Annotated in this window: 16 protein-coding genes and 1 pseudogene; 5 read left to right on the top strand and 12 right to left on the bottom strand. The window is 62.3% G+C overall.

What is annotated here, in order from left to right:
• Positions 1–55: 55 nt before the first annotated feature.
• The 4 genes from clpB to ACT3UA_RS14865 all read right to left on the bottom strand — a co-directional run bounded on the left by clpB (position 56) and on the right by ACT3UA_RS14865 (position 6,344).
• Positions 56–2,656, bottom strand: coding sequence for an ATP-dependent chaperone ClpB (clpB, locus tag ACT3UA_RS14880; RefSeq protein WP_096283546.1), 2,601 nt, complete (start codon positions 2,654–2,656; stop codon positions 56–58).
• Between the two features lie 272 nt (positions 2,657–2,928).
• Entirely contained in the window at positions 2,929–4,599 is a 1,671-nt protein-coding gene (locus ACT3UA_RS14875; protein WP_096283318.1) for an ABC transporter permease, read from the bottom strand.
• Positions 4,596–5,573 (bottom strand): ABC transporter ATP-binding protein, encoded by a 978-nt coding sequence (locus tag ACT3UA_RS14870; protein WP_444617118.1) that lies wholly within the window; start codon positions 5,571–5,573, stop codon positions 4,596–4,598. The genes ACT3UA_RS14875 and ACT3UA_RS14870 overlap by 4 nt, the downstream gene beginning before the upstream one ends.
• 78 nt (positions 5,574–5,651) lie before the next feature.
• Positions 5,652–6,344, bottom strand: a complete 693-nt coding sequence (locus ACT3UA_RS14865) for a TetR/AcrR family transcriptional regulator (protein WP_096283317.1) — start codon at positions 6,342–6,344, stop codon at positions 5,652–5,654.
• A 139-nt stretch (positions 6,345–6,483) separates the two neighbouring features.
• Between ACT3UA_RS14865 and ACT3UA_RS14860 the strand changes: the two genes are divergently transcribed.
• Positions 6,484–6,984 (top strand): DinB family protein, encoded by a 501-nt coding sequence (locus ACT3UA_RS14860; RefSeq protein WP_096283316.1) that lies wholly within the window; start codon positions 6,484–6,486, stop codon positions 6,982–6,984.
• A 72-nt stretch (positions 6,985–7,056) separates the two neighbouring features.
• Here ACT3UA_RS14860 and ACT3UA_RS14855 read toward each other — a convergent pair whose 3' ends face one another.
• Positions 7,057–7,467 carry a YccF domain-containing protein gene (locus ACT3UA_RS14855; RefSeq protein ID WP_255248325.1) on the bottom strand — a complete coding sequence of 137 codons (411 nt, stop codon included), beginning with the start codon at positions 7,465–7,467 and terminating at the stop codon, positions 7,057–7,059.
• Between the two features lie 149 nt (positions 7,468–7,616).
• On the opposite strand from ACT3UA_RS14855, the gene trmB reads away from it, so the two are divergent.
• On the top strand, positions 7,617–8,477 hold the full coding sequence (gene trmB / locus ACT3UA_RS14850; RefSeq protein WP_096283314.1) for a tRNA (guanosine(46)-N7)-methyltransferase TrmB: 861 nt from the start codon (positions 7,617–7,619) through the stop codon (positions 8,475–8,477).
• A gap of 42 nt (positions 8,478–8,519) precedes the next feature.
• Positions 8,520–9,122, top strand: coding sequence for a GNAT family N-acetyltransferase (locus tag ACT3UA_RS14845; protein WP_096283313.1), 603 nt, complete (start codon positions 8,520–8,522; stop codon positions 9,120–9,122).
• A gap of 13 nt (positions 9,123–9,135) precedes the next feature.
• Here ACT3UA_RS14845 and ACT3UA_RS14840 read toward each other — a convergent pair whose 3' ends face one another.
• Complete coding sequence (locus ACT3UA_RS14840; protein WP_444617111.1) at positions 9,136–10,044, bottom strand: AMP-binding protein; 909 nt, start codon at positions 10,042–10,044, stop codon at positions 9,136–9,138.
• 50 nt (positions 10,045–10,094) lie between these two features.
• Between ACT3UA_RS14840 and ACT3UA_RS14835 the strand changes: the two are divergent.
• Positions 10,095–10,435 (top strand): annotated as a pseudogene (locus tag ACT3UA_RS14835) (IS1634 family transposase); the annotation flags it as partial.
• Between the two features lie 262 nt (positions 10,436–10,697).
• Positions 10,698–10,934 (top strand): hypothetical protein, encoded by a 237-nt coding sequence (locus ACT3UA_RS14830; protein WP_141393443.1) that lies wholly within the window; start codon positions 10,698–10,700, stop codon positions 10,932–10,934.
• Between the two features lie 77 nt (positions 10,935–11,011).
• Here ACT3UA_RS14830 and ACT3UA_RS14825 read toward each other — a convergent pair whose 3' ends face one another.
• The 6 genes from ACT3UA_RS14825 to ACT3UA_RS14800 all read right to left on the bottom strand — a co-directional run bounded on the left by ACT3UA_RS14825 (position 11,012) and on the right by ACT3UA_RS14800 (position 17,517).
• Positions 11,012–11,800, bottom strand: a complete 789-nt coding sequence (locus ACT3UA_RS14825) for an alpha/beta fold hydrolase (protein ID WP_096283310.1) — start codon at positions 11,798–11,800, stop codon at positions 11,012–11,014.
• Positions 11,801–12,461: 661 nt separating this feature from the next.
• On the bottom strand, positions 12,462–12,890 hold the full coding sequence (locus ACT3UA_RS14820) for a heat shock protein transcriptional repressor HspR (RefSeq protein ID WP_096283309.1): 429 nt from the start codon (positions 12,888–12,890) through the stop codon (positions 12,462–12,464).
• Positions 12,891–12,999: 109 nt separating this feature from the next.
• Complete coding sequence (locus ACT3UA_RS14815) at positions 13,000–13,968, bottom strand: DnaJ C-terminal domain-containing protein (RefSeq protein WP_096283308.1); 969 nt, start codon at positions 13,966–13,968, stop codon at positions 13,000–13,002.
• Positions 13,969–14,055: 87 nt separating this feature from the next.
• Positions 14,056–14,628, bottom strand: a complete 573-nt coding sequence (locus tag ACT3UA_RS14810) for a nucleotide exchange factor GrpE (protein ID WP_096283307.1) — start codon at positions 14,626–14,628, stop codon at positions 14,056–14,058.
• A gap of 15 nt (positions 14,629–14,643) precedes the next feature.
• Positions 14,644–16,500, bottom strand: coding sequence for a molecular chaperone DnaK (gene dnaK, locus ACT3UA_RS14805; RefSeq protein WP_096283306.1), 1,857 nt, complete (start codon positions 16,498–16,500; stop codon positions 14,644–14,646).
• A 540-nt stretch (positions 16,501–17,040) separates the two neighbouring features.
• A complete protein-coding gene (locus tag ACT3UA_RS14800) occupies positions 17,041–17,517 on the bottom strand; it encodes a hypothetical protein (RefSeq protein WP_096283305.1) in 477 nt (158 codons plus the stop codon).
• Positions 17,518–17,676 lie beyond the last annotated feature (159 nt).

Here is a 17,676-nt window from a genome sequence, read left to right as displayed (position 1 = left end):
CAATCGCGGTGGCGGGTGTTTTCCACGGGCCACGGCTATTTCCAATGCTCTGGAATTAGGGTTGCGGCGCCTCGCCACGAGCGACCATGAGTCGATCGCCCGCCGGGTCCAGACCGACCTTGACCACATCCCCATCCTGGATGCTGCCACCGAGAATCGCCCGCGCTAGCCGGTCACCGATTTCGCGCTGGACCAGCCGGCGCAGCGGACGGGCTCCGTAGGCCGGATCGTAGCCTGTCAAGGCCAACCACTCTCCGGCGGATTCGTCCACATCGAGGCTGAGCCGGCGTTCGGACAGCCTTTCGGCCAGCAGGTCGATTTGCAGCTTCACGATATTGCCAAGCTGCTCGATGCTCAACGGATCGAAGATGATGACCTCGTCCAAGCGATTCAAGAACTCCGGCTTGAAGGACGCGTTGACCACGTTCATCACCGCAGACTTCTTGTCTTTGTCCTCCATCGTTGGATCCACCAGGAATTGGGAACCCAAATTTGAGGTCAGGATCAAGATCGTGTTCCTGAAATCCACGGTGCGGCCCTGTCCATCGGTCAAGCGGCCGTCGTCCAGCACCTGCAGCAGGATGTCGAAGACCTCCGGGTGCGCCTTCTCCACCTCGTCGAGCAGGATGACCGAGTATGGTCGACGGCGCACCGCTTCGGTGAGCTGCCCGCCCTCTTCGTATCCCACATATCCTGGGGGCGCTCCGACGAGTCGGGCGACCGAGTGCTTCTCGGAGTACTCGGACATGTCAATCCGCACCATGGCCCGCGGGTCGTCAAAGAGGAAGTCGGCCAGCGACTTGGCCAGCTCGGTCTTGCCCACACCGGTAGGCCCAAGGAACAAGAAGGACCCGGTGGGGCGGTCCGGATCGGCTATTCCGGCACGTGTGCGGCGCACCGCGTCGGAGACCGCCGCAACCGCTTGCTGCTGGCCGATCAGCCGCTGTCCGATGCGCTCTTCCATCTGCAGCAGCTTCTGGCTTTCGCCCTGCAGCATCCGCCCGGCGGGGATGCCGGTCCAGGCCGAGATGACCTCGGCAATATCGTCGGCCGTGACTTCATCAGCCACCATGGTGTGTTCCGCGGTGTTGCCGGCTTCGGCTTCGGCCGCTGCCTCAAGTTCGCCTTGCAGCGTCGGAATCTCCCCGTACAGCAGGCGCGAGGCATTCTCCAGGTCCCCCTCACGCTGGAACTTTTCGGCCTGCGAGCGCAGGTCGTCCAGTTTCACCTTCAGGTCGCCGACGCGGTTCAGCCCGGCTTTCTCCGCGTCCCACTGGGCGTTGAGCGCGTCCAATTTCTCCTGCTTATCCGCCATGTCAAAACGCAGTGCCTCCAGCCGTTCGATCGAGGCTGGGTCGCTCTCCCCGGAGAGCGCCAGCTCTTCCATGGTCAGCCTGTCGACTTCGCGGCGCAGCTCATCAATCTCTTCCGGTGCGGAATCGATCTCCATGCGCAGCCGGCTCGCGGCCTCGTCAACCAGGTCGATAGCCTTATCCGGCAGCTGCCGCCCGGAGATATAACGGTTGGACAGCGTGGAGGCGGCGACCAACGCCGAGTCGGCGATGGAAACCTTATGGTGCGCCTCGTAGCGCTCCTTCAGGCCGCGCAGGATCGCGATGGTGTCATTCACGCTAGGCTCCCCCACGTAGACCTGGGCGAAGCGGCGCTCCAGGGCCGGGTCCTTTTCGATATTCTCGCGGTACTCATCCAGCGTGGTCGCGCCGATGAGCCGCAGCTCACCACGGGCAAGCATCGGCTTGAGCATATTTCCGGCGTCCATGGCCCCTTCGGAGGCCCCGGCGCCGACCACCGTGTGGATCTCATCGATGAACGTGACGATCTGCCCGGCGGAAGATTTGATCTCTTCGAGTACCGACTTCAGCCGTTCTTCGAACTCGCCGCGGTATTTGGCGCCAGCGATCATGGACCCGAGGTCCAGGGAGATCAGCGTCTTGCCGCGAAGGGACTCCGGTACGTCACCGGCGATCATGCGCTGGGCGAGTCCTTCGACGACGGCGGTCTTGCCGACGCCGGGTTCACCGATCAGCACGGGGTTGTTTTTTGTGCGCCGCGAGAGCACCTGAACGACGCGCCGGATTTCCTTGTCGCGGCCGATGACCGGATCCAGTTTGCCCGAGCGTGCCAGCGCCGTCATATCGGTACCGAACTTTTCCAGCGCTTGGAAGGTGTCTTCCGGGTTCGGATTGTCGACCTTGCGGTCCCCGCGGATGGTTGGCAGGGTTCCTACCAGCAGCTCGCGGGTGGCTCCGGCATTGCGCAGGGCTTCGCCGGCCTTGGTCTGGTCGGAGGCCAGCGCGATGAGCAGATGCTCGGTGGAGACATAGGTGTCCCCCATATTGTTCGCGATCTCCTGGGCGGTGCTGACCGATTGGAGCAGCTGACGCGAAAATTGCGCCTGGGCCACGGAGGATCCGGAGTTCGCCGGCAGAGCGTTGATGGCGCTGCTTGCCTCGACGGAGAGGGCGTCAACGTCCAGTCCTGCGGTTTTCAGCAGCGCCACGGCGACCGAGTCCCGCTGATCCAGCAGAGCCTTCAACAGGTGAGCCGGTTCGATCTGCGGATTGCCCGCGGTCGACGCATTCATCCCGGAAGCAGATAGTGCCTCTTGGCTTTTGGTAGTGAGCTTGGTGTCCACGCGCATCCTTTCTCTCTGAGGGTGAACCCATAAACTTGAGTGTACTTAACTCAACTCTACTCTTCATATCGATATTCCGCGGTTGCGAAACAATTTTTGAGAATTTCGCGCCGCTTCTCGAATAGCTTGCCCCGAAGTTTCGCCGGCCGCTCAGGTACGGACATATAGTCCGCGGCTCAACCCCAGCTCCGGTTCATGCACCAGAGAATGGTGCGATCCATGATTATTCGGTTCCAGCACCGCTACCGGGCGCGTGCTCCGCGAAACGACATCTAGGCGGCCGGCACGTCACGCCGGCGGAATCCGGCGAAGCCAAGCGCGAACGAGAGGACGGCGACCCCCGCCAGCCCGAGCATGTGCCCGAGCTCCGGTTGCTCGGTGAACGCGGCCGGAAGCCAGTAGAAGGGCGAGATCCCGTGCACCCAGTCCGGCAGGTCCTGCAGTAGCCCGCCGAACATGCCGATCACGAAAGTGTAGATCAGCAGCACCCACCCGGCGCCCGACGCCCGCGGGATCCACGCATACAGGACCGTGGCGAATCCCAGATAGCTGGCCAGGGCCACAAGGTAGGGCCACAGCACCCCGGTATAGTCAGCGAACGTCTGTTCCGCGTAGCCAACGGATGCCGCGCCTAGCCACATGGCCCAGATGCTGACCGCGGCAAGCATGCCGGTACCCAGCGCCGCGACCAGCAGTTGGGCGCCGAACCAGCGATGCCGGGATATCGGCTTGGCCAGCGCGATTTCGGCACGGCCGGCGCCTTCCTCCACCTTGGCCCGCTGCCCCATCACGACGGCGTATGCGGCGCAACACAGCATGGCGAACATGATCATCACCCCGAGGAAGGCCGTGGTGAACTGGCTCGGATCCGCACCGAACACCGCGGCGAAGACCGGATTGCTCTCCGGGATTTCGGCGATCATGGAGGTGATGTCCGGCAGCAGGGTGCCCGAGGCGAACCACATGAGGCCCAACCCTATGGCGCTCCAGCTGAACGCGGTGCGCTGCTGGAGCCAGGCGAGGGTGGCCGGCCCGCGCAGCACCGCCCGGGCATCGGACCGGCCCGCGCGAACCGCAATCAGCCCCCCGCCGAAGTCGCGGCGTGATCCGAGGAAGGCGCCGACGAGGAGGAACACGAAGATGGCGACGAGGCACAGCGCGGCCGGCCACCACCGCACGTCGACGAAGGGCCGCATCTGCTGCGGCCAGGCGATCGGGGAGAACCACGACAACGCGCTGCCGTGCCGCTGCTGGATATCGCCCGCGGCGCGGAGCATGAAGGCCAGAGCGAACGCCGCGAGACTGATGCCCACCGCGCTGCGGCCATGCTCGGTCACCTGCGCGGCTACCAAGGCGATCGCGCCGAACACCATGGCGCTCAGCGCGCTCCCGGCGGTCAGTGCAAACGCATCACCCAGGGCCAGGTCCTCCCCGCCCACACCGGAAAGGACGAGCGCAGAGGCGAGCGCAATCACCGCGTTCACGACGCACAGGGTGATTGCCGCCGCGACCGCGGGCGCGTGCCGCCCGACCGTCCGGGCGAGCACCAGCTCCGAGCGCCCGCTCTCCTCCTCGCCACGCGTGTGCCGCACGATATGCAGTATGCTCATGATCGCCAGCCCCATGACCATCCAGGTGATGCCCTCGTTGGCGATGGCCACACCCACCGTGTAGTTTTCGATGCCGTATCCGGGTCCGCCCATGGCGATGCCGCTCGGGGTCTGCATGATCAGCGCGCGCCCGGCAAGCGCCTGATCGCCCAAGGCGCCAAGTGCCACCACGAAGTACGCATAGAAGAATACGATCGACGCCGTCCATACGCCCAGCCGCACGCGGTCCCGGCGCAGCATGAACCGCACCAGCGCGCCGGTTCCGGCCAAGGCCGATCCGCGGGCCGAACGCGGCCCGGCAGCAGGCGACACGGAGGCGAGGTGGGCATTCATCGCGCACCCGCGCCCTTGGCGCCCTCCGGCGATCCACTCGCCGCTGCGGTGCCAGAGTCGAGCACATCGCCGTAGTGGCGCATGAACAGGTCCTCCAGCGACGGCGGGGTGGCGCTGAGGCTGCGCACCTCGAGTGCGGTGAGCGCCGTCAGCACGGCGCCGATCTGCGCGTTGTCGGTATCGAACGTGACCCGGGTGGCACCGGCAAAGGCCGTGGTGGCCAGGTCATGAACCCCGGGCAGCGCGGCGAGCGCCGACGGGTCTGCGCCGACCACCGCGCTCACGCTGGTGCGCGTGAGGTGCCGCAGCTCCTCCAGCGTGCCGGACTCGACGTCCTTCCCGTTGCGGATGATCGTGACGGTGTCGCAGACCTTCTCGACCTCGGAGAGGATGTGGCTGCTGAGCAGCACGGATTTGCCCGCGGCTCCGGCCTCGCGGACGTACCCGGTGAACACGGACTCCATCAGCGGGTCCAGCCCGGAGGTCGGCTCGTCGAGCACGTACAGCTCCGCGTCGGCCAGGAAGGCCGCAACCAACGCGACCTTCTGCCGGTTGCCTTTGGAATAGGTGCGCGTCTTCTTGCGCGGGTCCAGTTCGAAGCGCTCCAGCAGCTCGGCCTTGCGGGCTTTGAGCCGGCGCTTGTCGGCGCGGCCACCGAGCCGGGCGAGGTAGTCGATGCACTCGCCTCCGGTCAGGTTGGGCCACAGGCTGACGTCTCCGGGCACGTAGGCGATGCGCTGGTGCAGCTTGACGGCGTCGCGCCACACCTCTGCGCCGAACAACCGCGCGGAGCCCGCGTCGGCCCGCAGCAGGCCGAGCAGAACCCGCAGGGTGGTGGATTTTCCGGCCCCGTTGGGGCCCAGAAAACCACGGATCTCCCCGGGCTGCACACTCAAGTTCAGCCCGTCCAGGGCCCGCACCCTGCCGAAGGACTTGGACAGCTCGTGGATCTCGATAGCTGGTCTCATGCTCATGGCTCGCTCACTTTCAAATGCCTGTCGCAGGTGTTGCTAGTCAGCGCGCTCTGGCGCGCCGGGCAATGCCGCCTGCCGCTAGGGCGGGGTGGACATGTATGCGAGGCAGTCCTCCAGCGCACGACGGGAGGTGAGATAGCCCTCGGTGAACAATTCCAGCATCGGCAGGTAGCTGCTGCGCAGATAGCCGCGGACGATCGACGCGAGGTCGGCTGGGTCCGCCGGTGGATTGAGCGTCACCTCCAGCAGCAGTGCGCCGAGCGCGGAAAGCGTGAGGTAGCGCGCCCGCGCCGCTTCGTCCCGGCTGGGCACGATCACCCCCGCGGCGACGCCCTCGCGGCTGTAGCCGACCGCGTCATCGACCATATGGTCGATGAACTCCCGGGCCAGCGGGCCGCCGTCCTGCATGGACCGCAGGACGTACCCGAGGACCGCCGCATTCTCCTCGGCGGCCGCGAACTTGTCGAAGAGGCTCTGGCCCGCGGCGGCCTCGGCGACATTCTCGCGCTTGAGCCGGCGAATCGTGGCGAGCATGTTCTCATCGCACGCGGCGCGGAGCCTCGCCTTCGAGCCGAAGTGGTGCATCACCAGGCCGGCGCTCACCCCGGCGTCGGAGGCGATGGCCCGCACCGAGGCGCCGAAGCCCTCCACCGCGAACCGGAAGGCCGCCGCATCGCGGATCCTGGCGCGCGCGGTCAGGTCGCTGCTACCCGGCGGCGACGCGTTCGACGCGCTTCCCGCAGGGTTTTGCCCACCCTTAGCTGAACGCATGTTCAAGATTCTAGTCCTGTGTTCAGCCCGTGCCTAGGGCCTGCTGGCGTTTAGCTCGCGGGATTGCCGAGGGGTCTGCGCGCGATCTTTGGCAGCCCACGGTCTTGTCCTCCCTACCGCATCTGGCACAGTATGTCGCATGACTAATCCAGATGCGCCAATTCACTACCGCCAAGACCCAGCCGAGCTGGTGGACGAGTTCATTGAGCAGCACCGCCAGATGCTGCTCGGCTATCTTGACGGAATGACCGAAACCGAGGCCAGGGCACGTTTGGTTGCCTCGAAGACCACCCTGCTCGGGTTGCTGAAGCACGCGGTGTTTGTTGAACGAGTCTGGTTTGGCGAGGCGGTCACCGGAGCCTCGCGCGCCGAACTCGGTATTGCGCAGTCCCCGGATGAATCATTTGACCTGGCGCCAGAGGACACTATCGCTTCGGTCAGCATGGCCTATCGGGATGCGGTAGCCCGCTCCCGCGAGATGCGCCAAGGCCTAGCGGACGATGCGGTGCTTTCCGGAAATCGACGTGGTCCGCTCTCGCTCGCATGGGTCCAGCTGCACCTGCTGCGCGAGCTCGCCCAACACTGCGGACACGCAGAAATCCTTCGCGAACAGCTGCTCGAGGCACGCACCGAAAGTTGAGCAAACCTCGCAAATGCGTAGGGGCCGACTCCCCAAGTTCTGGAAATCGGCCCCTAGCTCGTTACCGGACTACTAGCGGCGAACGTTGCCGATGAAGTAGTCGGAAGGAACGATCTCCTTGCCCAGCGGCATCAAGGATACCGGGATCATCTTCAGGTTCGCGATGCCTAGTGGGATGCCGATAATCGAGACGAACATCGGGATCGCGGTGAGCACATGGCTAATGGCAATCCAGATACCGGCGAAGATCAACCAGATGACGTTGCCCAATGTCGAAAACGCGCCGACCGGCCCGCGGTCGACGACCGTGCGCCCAAAGGGCCACAGCGCATAACCGGCAATTCTGAATGACGCGATGCCGAAAGGAATCGTGACGATCAAAAGGCAGCAGATGATGCCGGCTAGGACATAGCCCAACGCCAGCCAAAGTCCTCCGAATACAAGCCAAATGATGTTCAATAAACCGCGCACTAGATCTGTCATACTTCTAGGATGCCTGTTCGAGGCGGCTTTTCGCCATAGGGGAACACCCGGAACGCCCCCTAGTATTTCTCGATTCCCGCTCGGCGGGTGTGCAACGCCCCATAATTTCCAAGTTTGTGCCGGCCGGTACTCGGCTAGGATTAATAATCATGAGCGAACGTAGCGAAGAGCAGCCTGCAGTCTCCGGCAAGGCGGCCAAAGACCCATCTTATTTCCGTGCCGAACCGGTCTCTTTCGTACGCCGAGGCAATCGACTGCAAGGACGCCGCGCGGCTGCTTGGGAGCGCAACGCCGATCGCTACGTGATCGAGCCGCCGCGTAAAATTGCAGATACTTCGGTGGCGGATGACTTCCGCTTGGACCCCGAGCAGGCCTTCGGACGTGTTGCCCCGCTGATCGTCGAAATCGGCACGGGCCTGGGCGAATGCATCGCCAATGCCGCCAAGGATGACCCAGAGCGCAATTATCTGGCCGTTGAGGTGTACCTTCCGGGATTGGCCCAGCTGATGCTCAAGGTTGAATCATTCGAGCTGGAAAACGTTCGCGCGGTGCAGGCCAATGCGCCAGAAGTTCTAGAGGTCATGCTCGAAGAGAATAGCGCCGATGAGCTCTGGATCTTCTTCTCGGACCCTTGGCATAAGCCGCGTCATCACAAGCGCCGGCTCATTACCTCCTCATTCCTGGACAAGGTCGCGCGCGTGCTGAAACCCGGCGGGACCCTGCGCCTGGCCACCGACTGGTCGAACTACGCCGAGCAAATGCGCGAAGTGCTGGAAGCACACCAGGCATTCGAGAATCTGCACCCCGGCAACGCCGCCGGGGAGGAAAGCGACCTGACCAAGGTGCGCCAGAACGGCATGGAGGGCTTTGCCCCGGAACCGGAATTCGTTGATGACCTCGGTGGCTGGGCACCACGATTCGAGCGTCGCATCCTCACCAGCTTCGAAGGCAAGGCCTTGAAGGCAGGACGTTTAGTCTTCGACTTGGCCTTCGCCCGAACAGCCAAGTAAGTCTTGGTTTCGCAGGGCCATGATTGCAATAGACTTGCAGTCATGGCCCTCAGCGCATCCCCCACCTTAGAATTCGCCGGCGTCCGGCTCGAACAGCTCGACCGGAAGCATTCGGCACATCTGGGAGCCATGGTGGCCCGCGATGGGCTGGACCAGGCCTGGTTCACCAAGATCCCTTCGGCGCAGGGCATGGACTCCGAGATCGACCGGCGGCTGGCTCTGCAGGCCGAGGGCAAGATGGCCCCGTTCGCAATTCTCGACCTGCAAAGCAATAAAACGGTGGGCGCGACGACCTACCTCACCATCGATGCGGTCAATCGTCGGGTGGAAATTGGTTCGACCTTCCTGGGGCTTGACCACCAGGGCACGGGCATCAATGCCGCGGCGAAGTACCTACTGCTTCAGCGCGCCTTCGAAGAGCTCGACTGCATCGCCGTGGCTTTCTGCACGCATTGGCATAACCAGCAGTCCCGGGAAGCTATCGCCCGGCTAGGCGCTAAGCAAGATGGGGTGCTGCGCAATCACATGTATGACGCTGGCACAGGCACCTTGCGCGACACCGTGGTTTTCTCGATTTTGCCGCAAGAATGGCCCACCGTAAAGCAGGGGCTCTTGGCGCGTTTGGCCAAGCACGGCCGCATCTAGGCTCCCGCGGTCCTTAGCCAAGCAGGGTTTTCGCCGCGTCTTCGCGCAGTTGCACCTTGCGGATCTTGCCGGTGACCGTAATCGGGAACTCATCGAGGATCATCACATAGGCCGGGATCTTGTAATGCGCCAATTGCCCTTCGGCGAAGTCCTTGATGTCCTGGACCCCAAGGGGCGATTTGCCAGTCTTCATCGTGATGCAGGCGCAGATCTCTTCACCATATTTTTCGTTTGGCACCCCCACCACGGAGACATCTTCTATATCGGGATGCCCGAATAGGAACTCCTCGATTTCCCGCGGGTAGATGTTCTCTCCCCCGCGGATCACCATGTCCTTGATTCGCCCGACAATGGTGCAGTAGCCGTCCTCGCGCATCACCGCGAGGTCTCCGGTATGCAGCCAATTCTCGGAGTCGATGGCCTCTGCGGTTTTCGCCGCGTCGTTCCAGTAGCCGAGCATCACCGAGTAGCCTCGAGTGCAGTACTCCCCGGGTTGCCCGCGTTCCACCGTCGCGCCGGTTGCCGGGTCCACGATCTTGACCTCCAGGTGCGGATGCACCCTGCCGATGGTTTCCGTGCGAGCGGCCAAATCATCATCGGCACGAGTCTGGCAGGAGACCGGACTGGTTTCGGTCATCCCATAGGCGATGGATATCTCGGTCATGTTCATCTCCTCGAGGCAGCGGCGCATCACCTCGACAGGGCATACCGAGCCGGCCATGATTCCGGTTCGCAAGGTGCTCAGATCGTGGGTGCCAAAGCTGGGATGATTTTGCATGGCGATAAACATGGTGGGCACCCCATATACCCCGGTGCATTTTTCCTCGGCAATGACTCGCAAGGTGGTTTCGGCATCGAAGCTCGGGGCGGGAATCACCATGGTGGTCCCGTGCGCGGTGCATCCGAGATTTCCCATCACCATGCCAAAGCAGTGGTAAAACGGCACCGGGATGCAGAGCCGATCTTCCGGTCCAGTCCGATACCGAATCCGGGTTCCGGCAATTCAAGGACCCCACGTGGTTTCCGCTTCTCCGATGAACCACTGGAACGAACGCTACATCCGCGTACACGCCTTCATCTGCGTCCAAGCCCGGTACATCGCCCTCCTCATGCGTCGCGAAGACGAACAAGCTGACGAACACCATTCGGTGCGAGAGCCGCTCGAACAATTCGGTAGCATCCAGGAAACCGTAATGAACTACTCCCCCACCGGTGTCCAGCCCAAGACCCAACGTATGCTCACCGAAGGGATCGCCGCCCGCTCGGACCTTTCCGAGATCTTCAACCTCGGCAAGTTAGCCCCGAAGGAAAGTTCGGCCATACATTTCTGGCCAGCAAAATATAGGTTAACTAGGCAGCCCATGAAACTCGAAGTGCATAGCTAAGAAACGCCCGCTAGCAGTCCCGTCCCGTCAGCCTCGGCGGGGCAGAAGGTCGTGTTTTTGAGCACTGATCTTCGGGCCTTCGGCGTTTTCGAAGGCAAGGAGCGACACTGAAGCCATGCGGATTTGGTTTTGCTGACCTTCGCCGAGCAGGTTATGGAGAGTTCGGCTTTTGGCGTGATGGTTGGCCGCTGTGCAACGTGCTTTGCGCTTCGATCTCGCAGCGGCCGCAGCCGGCGAACCGGAAGTTCCACGGATCAGCCCCATCGACCGTCTTGTGCATCTCATCGCCCCGGACGCGATGGATACCTTGGAAGCGCTGCTCGCTATCGGCGAAAACACCTGGACCGGGTCGCCCTGCCGGATATCGCGCCCGCCGCAATTATGCTTTCCGCCTCAGACCGGGAGAATCCTCGTCGAGGTGCCCTAGTTCATCGCTGTATCCGGGCGATGCAGGTGTCAGCATTGCACTGATCAACCATCGGCGCGGGGCGGGGCAAGTCCGCTTCAATTCGGTGCCCTCGAGATGAATTTGATTATGTCGGCGGCTACACGCTCGGGCCTTTCCCACAACACGAGATGACCGGTGCCTTCGTACGACTCGATGTAGCTGTCCTTGATCGCCTCAGACAGCTCGTGGAGCTGGTCCGCGGGTAGTAAGTATTCTGCTGATCCCCAGAGGATCAGTGTAGGAGCGATGATGGGGCCGCACCGAATCGGCGGTGTTGCGGCAACCAGACCGTCGAAGGTCGACCGCCAAACTCTCGGGGGTATGGTGAGCGCGGCACGCTTCTGGGTTTCGACGTACGCATCCGGGACAGGGCTTAGCAGGGGCAGAGCGTCGCGGAAGGCCTTCATGTCTTCGATGGACACCGGATCGTGGAGCGATTCCAGCAGTTCACGTATGGCGGCCGGAGGTGATTGGTGCAAGTTGCTCGGTGAGCCTACAAGGACCAATCCACGCACTCGTTCTGGATAAGTCACAGCAGCCTGCTGCGCCAGGTAGCCTCCGCTGGATGTCCCAACCAGCCAACTCGAGTCGATTCCCAAGGCATCGAGCAGTGCGATTACATCCTCGGCTGAGTCGGCCAGCCCGTATCCATCCGCCGGCTTGTCGCTCTCGCCGACACCGCGTTGATCTGGAATGACCAGTCGCAGGGACGTGGAAAGCAGTGGTGCGAGCCGATCGAAAACGCGGTGGGTCTCAGCCCAGGCATGCAAGAGAAGAACCGGCTTGCCTTCGCCCATTTCCTCTACGGCCATCTCTACACCCGTCGAAAGCAGGACTCGTCGCATGCCGAGAGCCTAACACCGCGGCTTGCAACTGACCATACCCGTGGGACCGGTAGAGTCGGGGCCCGCCGCGATTGCGATGTGCGCCAATTCAAGACCCCGGACACGATGCGCCGTCGAACCACGGCCTGTCTCGATCCACAGAAGAAGTCCGGCGGGAGTATGCGCCTGTGCGCATGATCCAGATATCCTGCCTCGACGAATGCGGCACCCTCTACTACCGGTGGGTCCGAGTCTGGCAACGGATCTTCAACAGGCACGAGGGCAAGTCGGATTCCATAGGAAAGCATCGCACCGCTCCCCTCGGTGGCCCCGGGGGTGTCCGGGCGTTGCAGGATACCCCTTGGCCATGGCTGATTATCCGAATCCCAGGTGCCGCGTTTCCTCCGGTACAGTTGCCGCTTCCATGGGGTCCAGCAATTTCTCGATGTCCTTGGCGCTCTCCAGCCCGGATTCGGAATCCATCTTGGGTTGCCCCCATCGGCCCAGGCCATTTCGCGCAGGTACCAGTATGCCTGGCCGCTAATCGTTTTCTTGTAGAGCGCCGTACAGAAAACCTTCTCTAGATCCTGCGAAATTTGATGACGCGAAGGATCCTCCCCGCCGCGACCTGCATGGTTTTTATTTTTCGGTCCCTCAAAAACAAGGTACGCGGAGCGCGGGCCTAGCGGCCGATGGCGCGGCGGGTGGTAAATAGGGTCACGCTTGGTTCGCGACGTGCCGGTCGCATGCCACGGGCCATGGAGACCACATCTCCGGCGGCCGTACCTGCGGCGAAAACCCGGGTTTGGCCTTGCTGGACCGCGTGCAGCTCATCGCGCAGTTCGGCCACTTGGCTTTGGAGGTGGGCTACCTGGTTTTGCAGCTCGATGATGCGTTTAATGCCTTCGAGCGAAACGCCCTCTTTGCTCAGCAGCTGCACCTGGCGCAGCAGCGAAACATCGCGTTGAGAGTAGCGACGCTGCTTGCCGGCTTGGCGGCTTGGAGAGACCAATCCGATGCGGTCGTATTGCCGCAGCGTCTGCGGATGCATGTCTGCTAGTTGCGCGGCGACTGAAATGACGAATACAGGTCGCAAGAACTCGTGGGCCATGAAATTCAGTCTCCTTACTTCCGCTGCTGGGGATACATCCATTGTCCACCTCGGCGCGCCCCTTTCGGGGCACGCCGACGCGTTGCACTACATCGCTCCAGGATTATGCCTAGAGCCTGGCCTTGGCCTCAAGACCCACGCGAGGATCTTCACCCTCGGTGGCGGCAGCGAATTCTTCGATGGCCGCCTTGGCCTTGTCGTTCAGGTTCTGTGGAATCACCACATCCAAGACGATCAGCATGTCGCCGGTGGACTTCGAGGTCTTCACCCCACGCCCCTTCAGGCGCAAGGTACGGCCCGAGTTCGATCCGGCAGGCACCTTCACGGCTACCTGTTCCCCGTCGAGGGTCGGCACGTGGATCTTCGCTCCGAGGACTGCCTCATCAAAGGTGACCGGCAGGTGAACACGAATGTTGTTCTCTTCGCGCTTGAAGAACGGGTGCTCGGTGACTTTAACCTTGACCAGCAGGTCGCCGTTGCCGGCTCCCCCAGCCTGGCCCCGTCCGCGCACGCGCACCGACTGTCCGTCCTTGATTCCGGCCGGAACACGCACGTCAATGACTTCACCGCTCTGCTCACGCAATCCGATGGTGGTGCCCTTGATGGAACCAGCGAAGGAGATGGTGGTGCTCGCCGTTCGGTCGGCTCCCTTGCGTGGCGGGGCGCTTTGGCCGAATCCGCCGCCGAAGCCTGCCCCGCCGCCGAAGAGATCGGAGAAGTCGGGCTGTCCGCCGCGGCCGCGCGGGCCTCCCCCACCACCGAAGAGGTTGGAGAAGACGTCGTCGAATCCTGCCTGGCCGCCCGGGGCACCGCCAGCGCCACCGGCGCTGAACCGGGCGCCTCCACCCATGGCGCGGATGGCGTCGTATTGTTCGCGCTCTTCCTTATCGGAAAGCACCGAGTTGGCCTCGGAGATGTCCTTGAATTTCCGCTCGGCGTCCGCATCACCCTGGTTGGTATCCGGGTGGTACTTACGCGCTTGCTTGCGGTACGCCTTCTTGATGTCCGCCTCGTTGGCGTCCTTGGAGACGCCCAGAATGGCGTAGAAGTCTTTGTCGATCCAGTCCTGACTTGCCATCAGGGCCCCCTTTCTTTCGACTAGCGATTCGAAACTGCCCACTGACGAATTCTCGGCAGTGGGCAGTTTCGCTATCTAGATGTGCGGCTATTCGCCGGTGGCGACCAGCACCTGCGCGGCGCGCAGTGTGTAGGTGCCCTTGCGGTAACCGGCTCGCAATACCTGTCCCACATGGTCCGCCGGAATTTCGGGGACCGGCTGGCGCAGCAAAGCTTCGTGGACGTTAGGGTCAAATTCGACCCCAGCCTCGTCGATTCGCTCCAGGCCGTGCGATGCCAATACCGTGTCCAGCTTGTTGGCGATGGCCGCGAACGGTCCATCGGCCAGGTCGCCGTGAGCACGAGCGGCATCGATGTCATCGAGTACCGGCAACAAGGTGGAGAGCACCGACTGGACGGCGCTGTCACGCACTGCCACCCGGTCGCGCTCGACGCGCTTGCGGTAGTTGACATACTCGGCCTGCAGGCGGAGCAGGTCGTTGCGCAACTCGTTTTCCTTCTCGGTGACCTCAGCCTGCGCCTCTTCGACGCCGGCGGCCGCCTCGTTCAGGATCGCCTCGGCCTGACCCAAAGCGTCTGCAGTCTGCTGCTCATTGGCGGCATCCTGCTCGTTCTCCGGCTCCTGGCCGGAGTTGGCGTTCTGGTCCTGTGCCTCGGACATATTCCCGTCTCTCCCTTACTTCTTGACGTTCTCGTCGTCTTCGTCGATTACCTCGGCGTCGACGATGTCTTCATCAGCATTCGAAGCCTGCTCACCCTCGGGAGCTTCGGCGCCTTCGGTCGGGGCATTGGCGTAGATTGCCTCGCCCAGCTTGGTCTGCGAAGCCTGCAGCTTCTCAAACGCGGCCTTGACCTCGTCGTCGTTGTCCTGCTTCTCCAGGGTTTCCTTCAGCGCGTCGACGTCGGCCTGAACCTCGGTCTTGACCTCTTCCGGAAGCTTGTCCTCGTTGTCCTTGATGAGCTTGTCAACCGAGTAGGCTGCCTGTTCGGCGGCGTTGCGGGTTTCGGCTGCCTCGCGGCGGGCCTTGTCCTCTTCGGCGTGGGCTTCGGCTTCCTGCACCATGCGCTCGATGTCTTCCTTCGACAGCGAGGAGCCGCCGGTGATGGTCATCGACTGCTCGGTGCCGGTGCCCTTGTCCTTAGCGGAGACGTGCACGATGCCGTTGGCGTCGATGTCGAAGGTGACCTCGACCTGCGGGATGCCGCGCGGTGCCGGGGCGATGCCGGTCAGCTCGAAGGTGCCCAGTGGCTTGTTGTCACGGGTGAACTCGCGCTCGCCCTGGAAGACCTGGATGGACACCGAAGGCTGGTTGTCCTCCGCGGTGGTGAAGGTCTCCGAACGCTTGGTTGGGATCGCGGTGTTGCGCTCGATCAGCTTGGTCATCACGCCGCCCTTGGTTTCAATACCCAGGGACAGTGGGGTGACGTCGATGAGCAGCACGTCCTTGCGCTCGCCCTTCAGCACGCCTGCCTGCAAGGCAGCGCCCACGGCGACGACCTCATCGGGGTTGACGCCCTTGTTGGCTTCCTTGCCGGCCATGTCCTTGACCAGATCGGCAACGGCTGGCATACGGGTCGAACCGCCAACGAGGATCACGTGTGCGATCTCCGAGACCTTCACGCCGGCTTCGGCGATCACGTCGTGGAATGGCTTCTTGGTGCGATCGAGCAGGTCCTTGGTCAGGTCCTGGAACTTGGCACGCGAAAGGTGCTCGTCCAGGTGAACCGGACCCTCTGGGGTGACCGAGAGGTACTGCAACGAGATGTTGGTGCTGGTGGCCGAGGAGAGTTCCTTCTTGGCCTGCTCGGCAGCTTCCTTCAGACGCTGCAGTGCGATCTTGTCCTTCGACAGGTCTGCGCCCTTCTGCTTGGCCTGAGCCAGCAGCCAGTCAACGATGCGCTGATCCCAGTCATCGCCGCCGAGGCGGTTATCGCCAGCGGTGGAGCGGACCTGGATGGTGGAGAAGCCGTCTTCGTCCTTGCCAACTTCCAGCAGGGAGACGTCGAAGGTACCGCCACCGAGGTCGAAGACCAGGATGAGTTCGTCTTCTTTGCCCTTTTCCAGGCCGTAGGCCAGCGCCGCAGCGGTTGGCTCGTTGACGATGCGCAGCACGTTCATGCCCGCGATTTCGCCGGCTTCCTTGGTGGACTGGCGCTCGGCATCATTGAAGTATGCAGGGACGGTGATGACCGCGTCGGTGACCTTTTCGCCCAAGTACGACTCGGCGTCGTTCTTCAGCTTCATCAGGGTACGAGCGGAGATTTCCTGAGCGGTGTACTTCTTCTCGTCCACGTCGATGGACCAGTCGGTGCCCATGTGACGCTTGACCGAAGCGATAGTGCGGTCGATGTTGTTCACTGCCTGGCGCTTGGCGATATCGCCGACCAGAACTTCGCCGCTCTTCGAGAAAGCAACGATCGACGGGGTGGTGCGGTTGCCTTCCGCGTTTGCGATAACGGTTGGCTCACCGCCTTCAAGCACGGATACAACCGAGTTGGTGGTTCCTAGGTCAATGCCTACAGCACGCGACATATTGGCTCTCCTTTGCAGTAGTTGGAAATTACTAACGCTTGGGGCGGATGCCCCTATTGAGCGTTCTGCACTCAAGTTTATGCACGGCCTTTTTTGGCTGTCAAATCAACTTGAGCGAACCTGACTCAACTTTGCGTTCTGCACTGTACAACGGACATGTTGCGCGAATAATTCCCAGCAGGCAAAAAATCCCGGCGATCAGGTTTACCCGCGAGCTGGGCTGAACTATGCAAGGGGCGGGTCATGGCAGCGAGCAAAACATTCAGCGGGCGCTCCGCCGGCTCACGAGCCGGCCTCATGGTCACCGCAATTATTGAGCTGACATTGGCAGTTGTCACCTTGCGCACCCCTGGCACACAACCGGCCGCGCGGGTCGAAGGCGCCCAGAAGATGTGGGCGCTAGCCGGCGTTGTCAACACCTTCGGACCGATTGCCTGCTTCCTTTTTAACTGCCAGAAGCAGCTGGCATTTGCCGTCGGGCACCACGCGAACGAGCCACCCGCGGATTTTCCGCGGGTGGCTCGTTCGCTCAGAGCATGCCTACTTGCTCAGCAATGGGAGGCCAGTAGCGGCAAGCGCCCCGAAAGCGGTGCCCCATAGAACAATGGAGATCAGCTGCCAGAAGATGACCTTCTGCTTATTTGCACCAAAGGACACCAATGCCGCGGACGTGATTTGCGACGGCAGAATGGTCTGCCCCAAGAGGCTGACACCGGCAATGCCGTACTTGTCGAATGCCTTGTGCAGCTTCTCGTATTTGCGTGCCTTGTTTTCCGTTCCGGCACCCTGCCGCACCTTCGTACGCACCGCATGTGCACTATTGACAAAGAGCAGCATCGAAATCGCATTGCCGACCACGGCCGCAATCACCGCGAATACCACCGGCATCCCGAGCAGTACACCGATCACCGATCCGAAATAGGATTCCACAAATGGGATCGCGGCGACTATCGCCACGGCTAGCCACTGCAGCGGTTCGGGGAATGATGTGGCAAAATCCTGCAATGTCTCGATCACGGTTAGAGCTCCTGATGGGGTAAATTCACGGGTGAGTTCGTAAATTTAACTCTACGTTTCGCCTAGTCGCACAGGATCATCCGATAGAGGTAATCTTTCGGACCGCAGCTGCGCGGATTAAACGAACTAGTCCCCCGCATCCGATAGAGATCGGATCCG

It is taken from the genome of Glutamicibacter sp. 363, from assembly GCF_052379505.1.
GTDB lineage: Bacteria > Actinomycetota > Actinomycetes > Actinomycetales > Micrococcaceae > Glutamicibacter.
The sequence above is the reverse complement of the archived record's forward strand: the minus strand, read 5'-3'. Positions and strand labels throughout refer to the sequence as shown.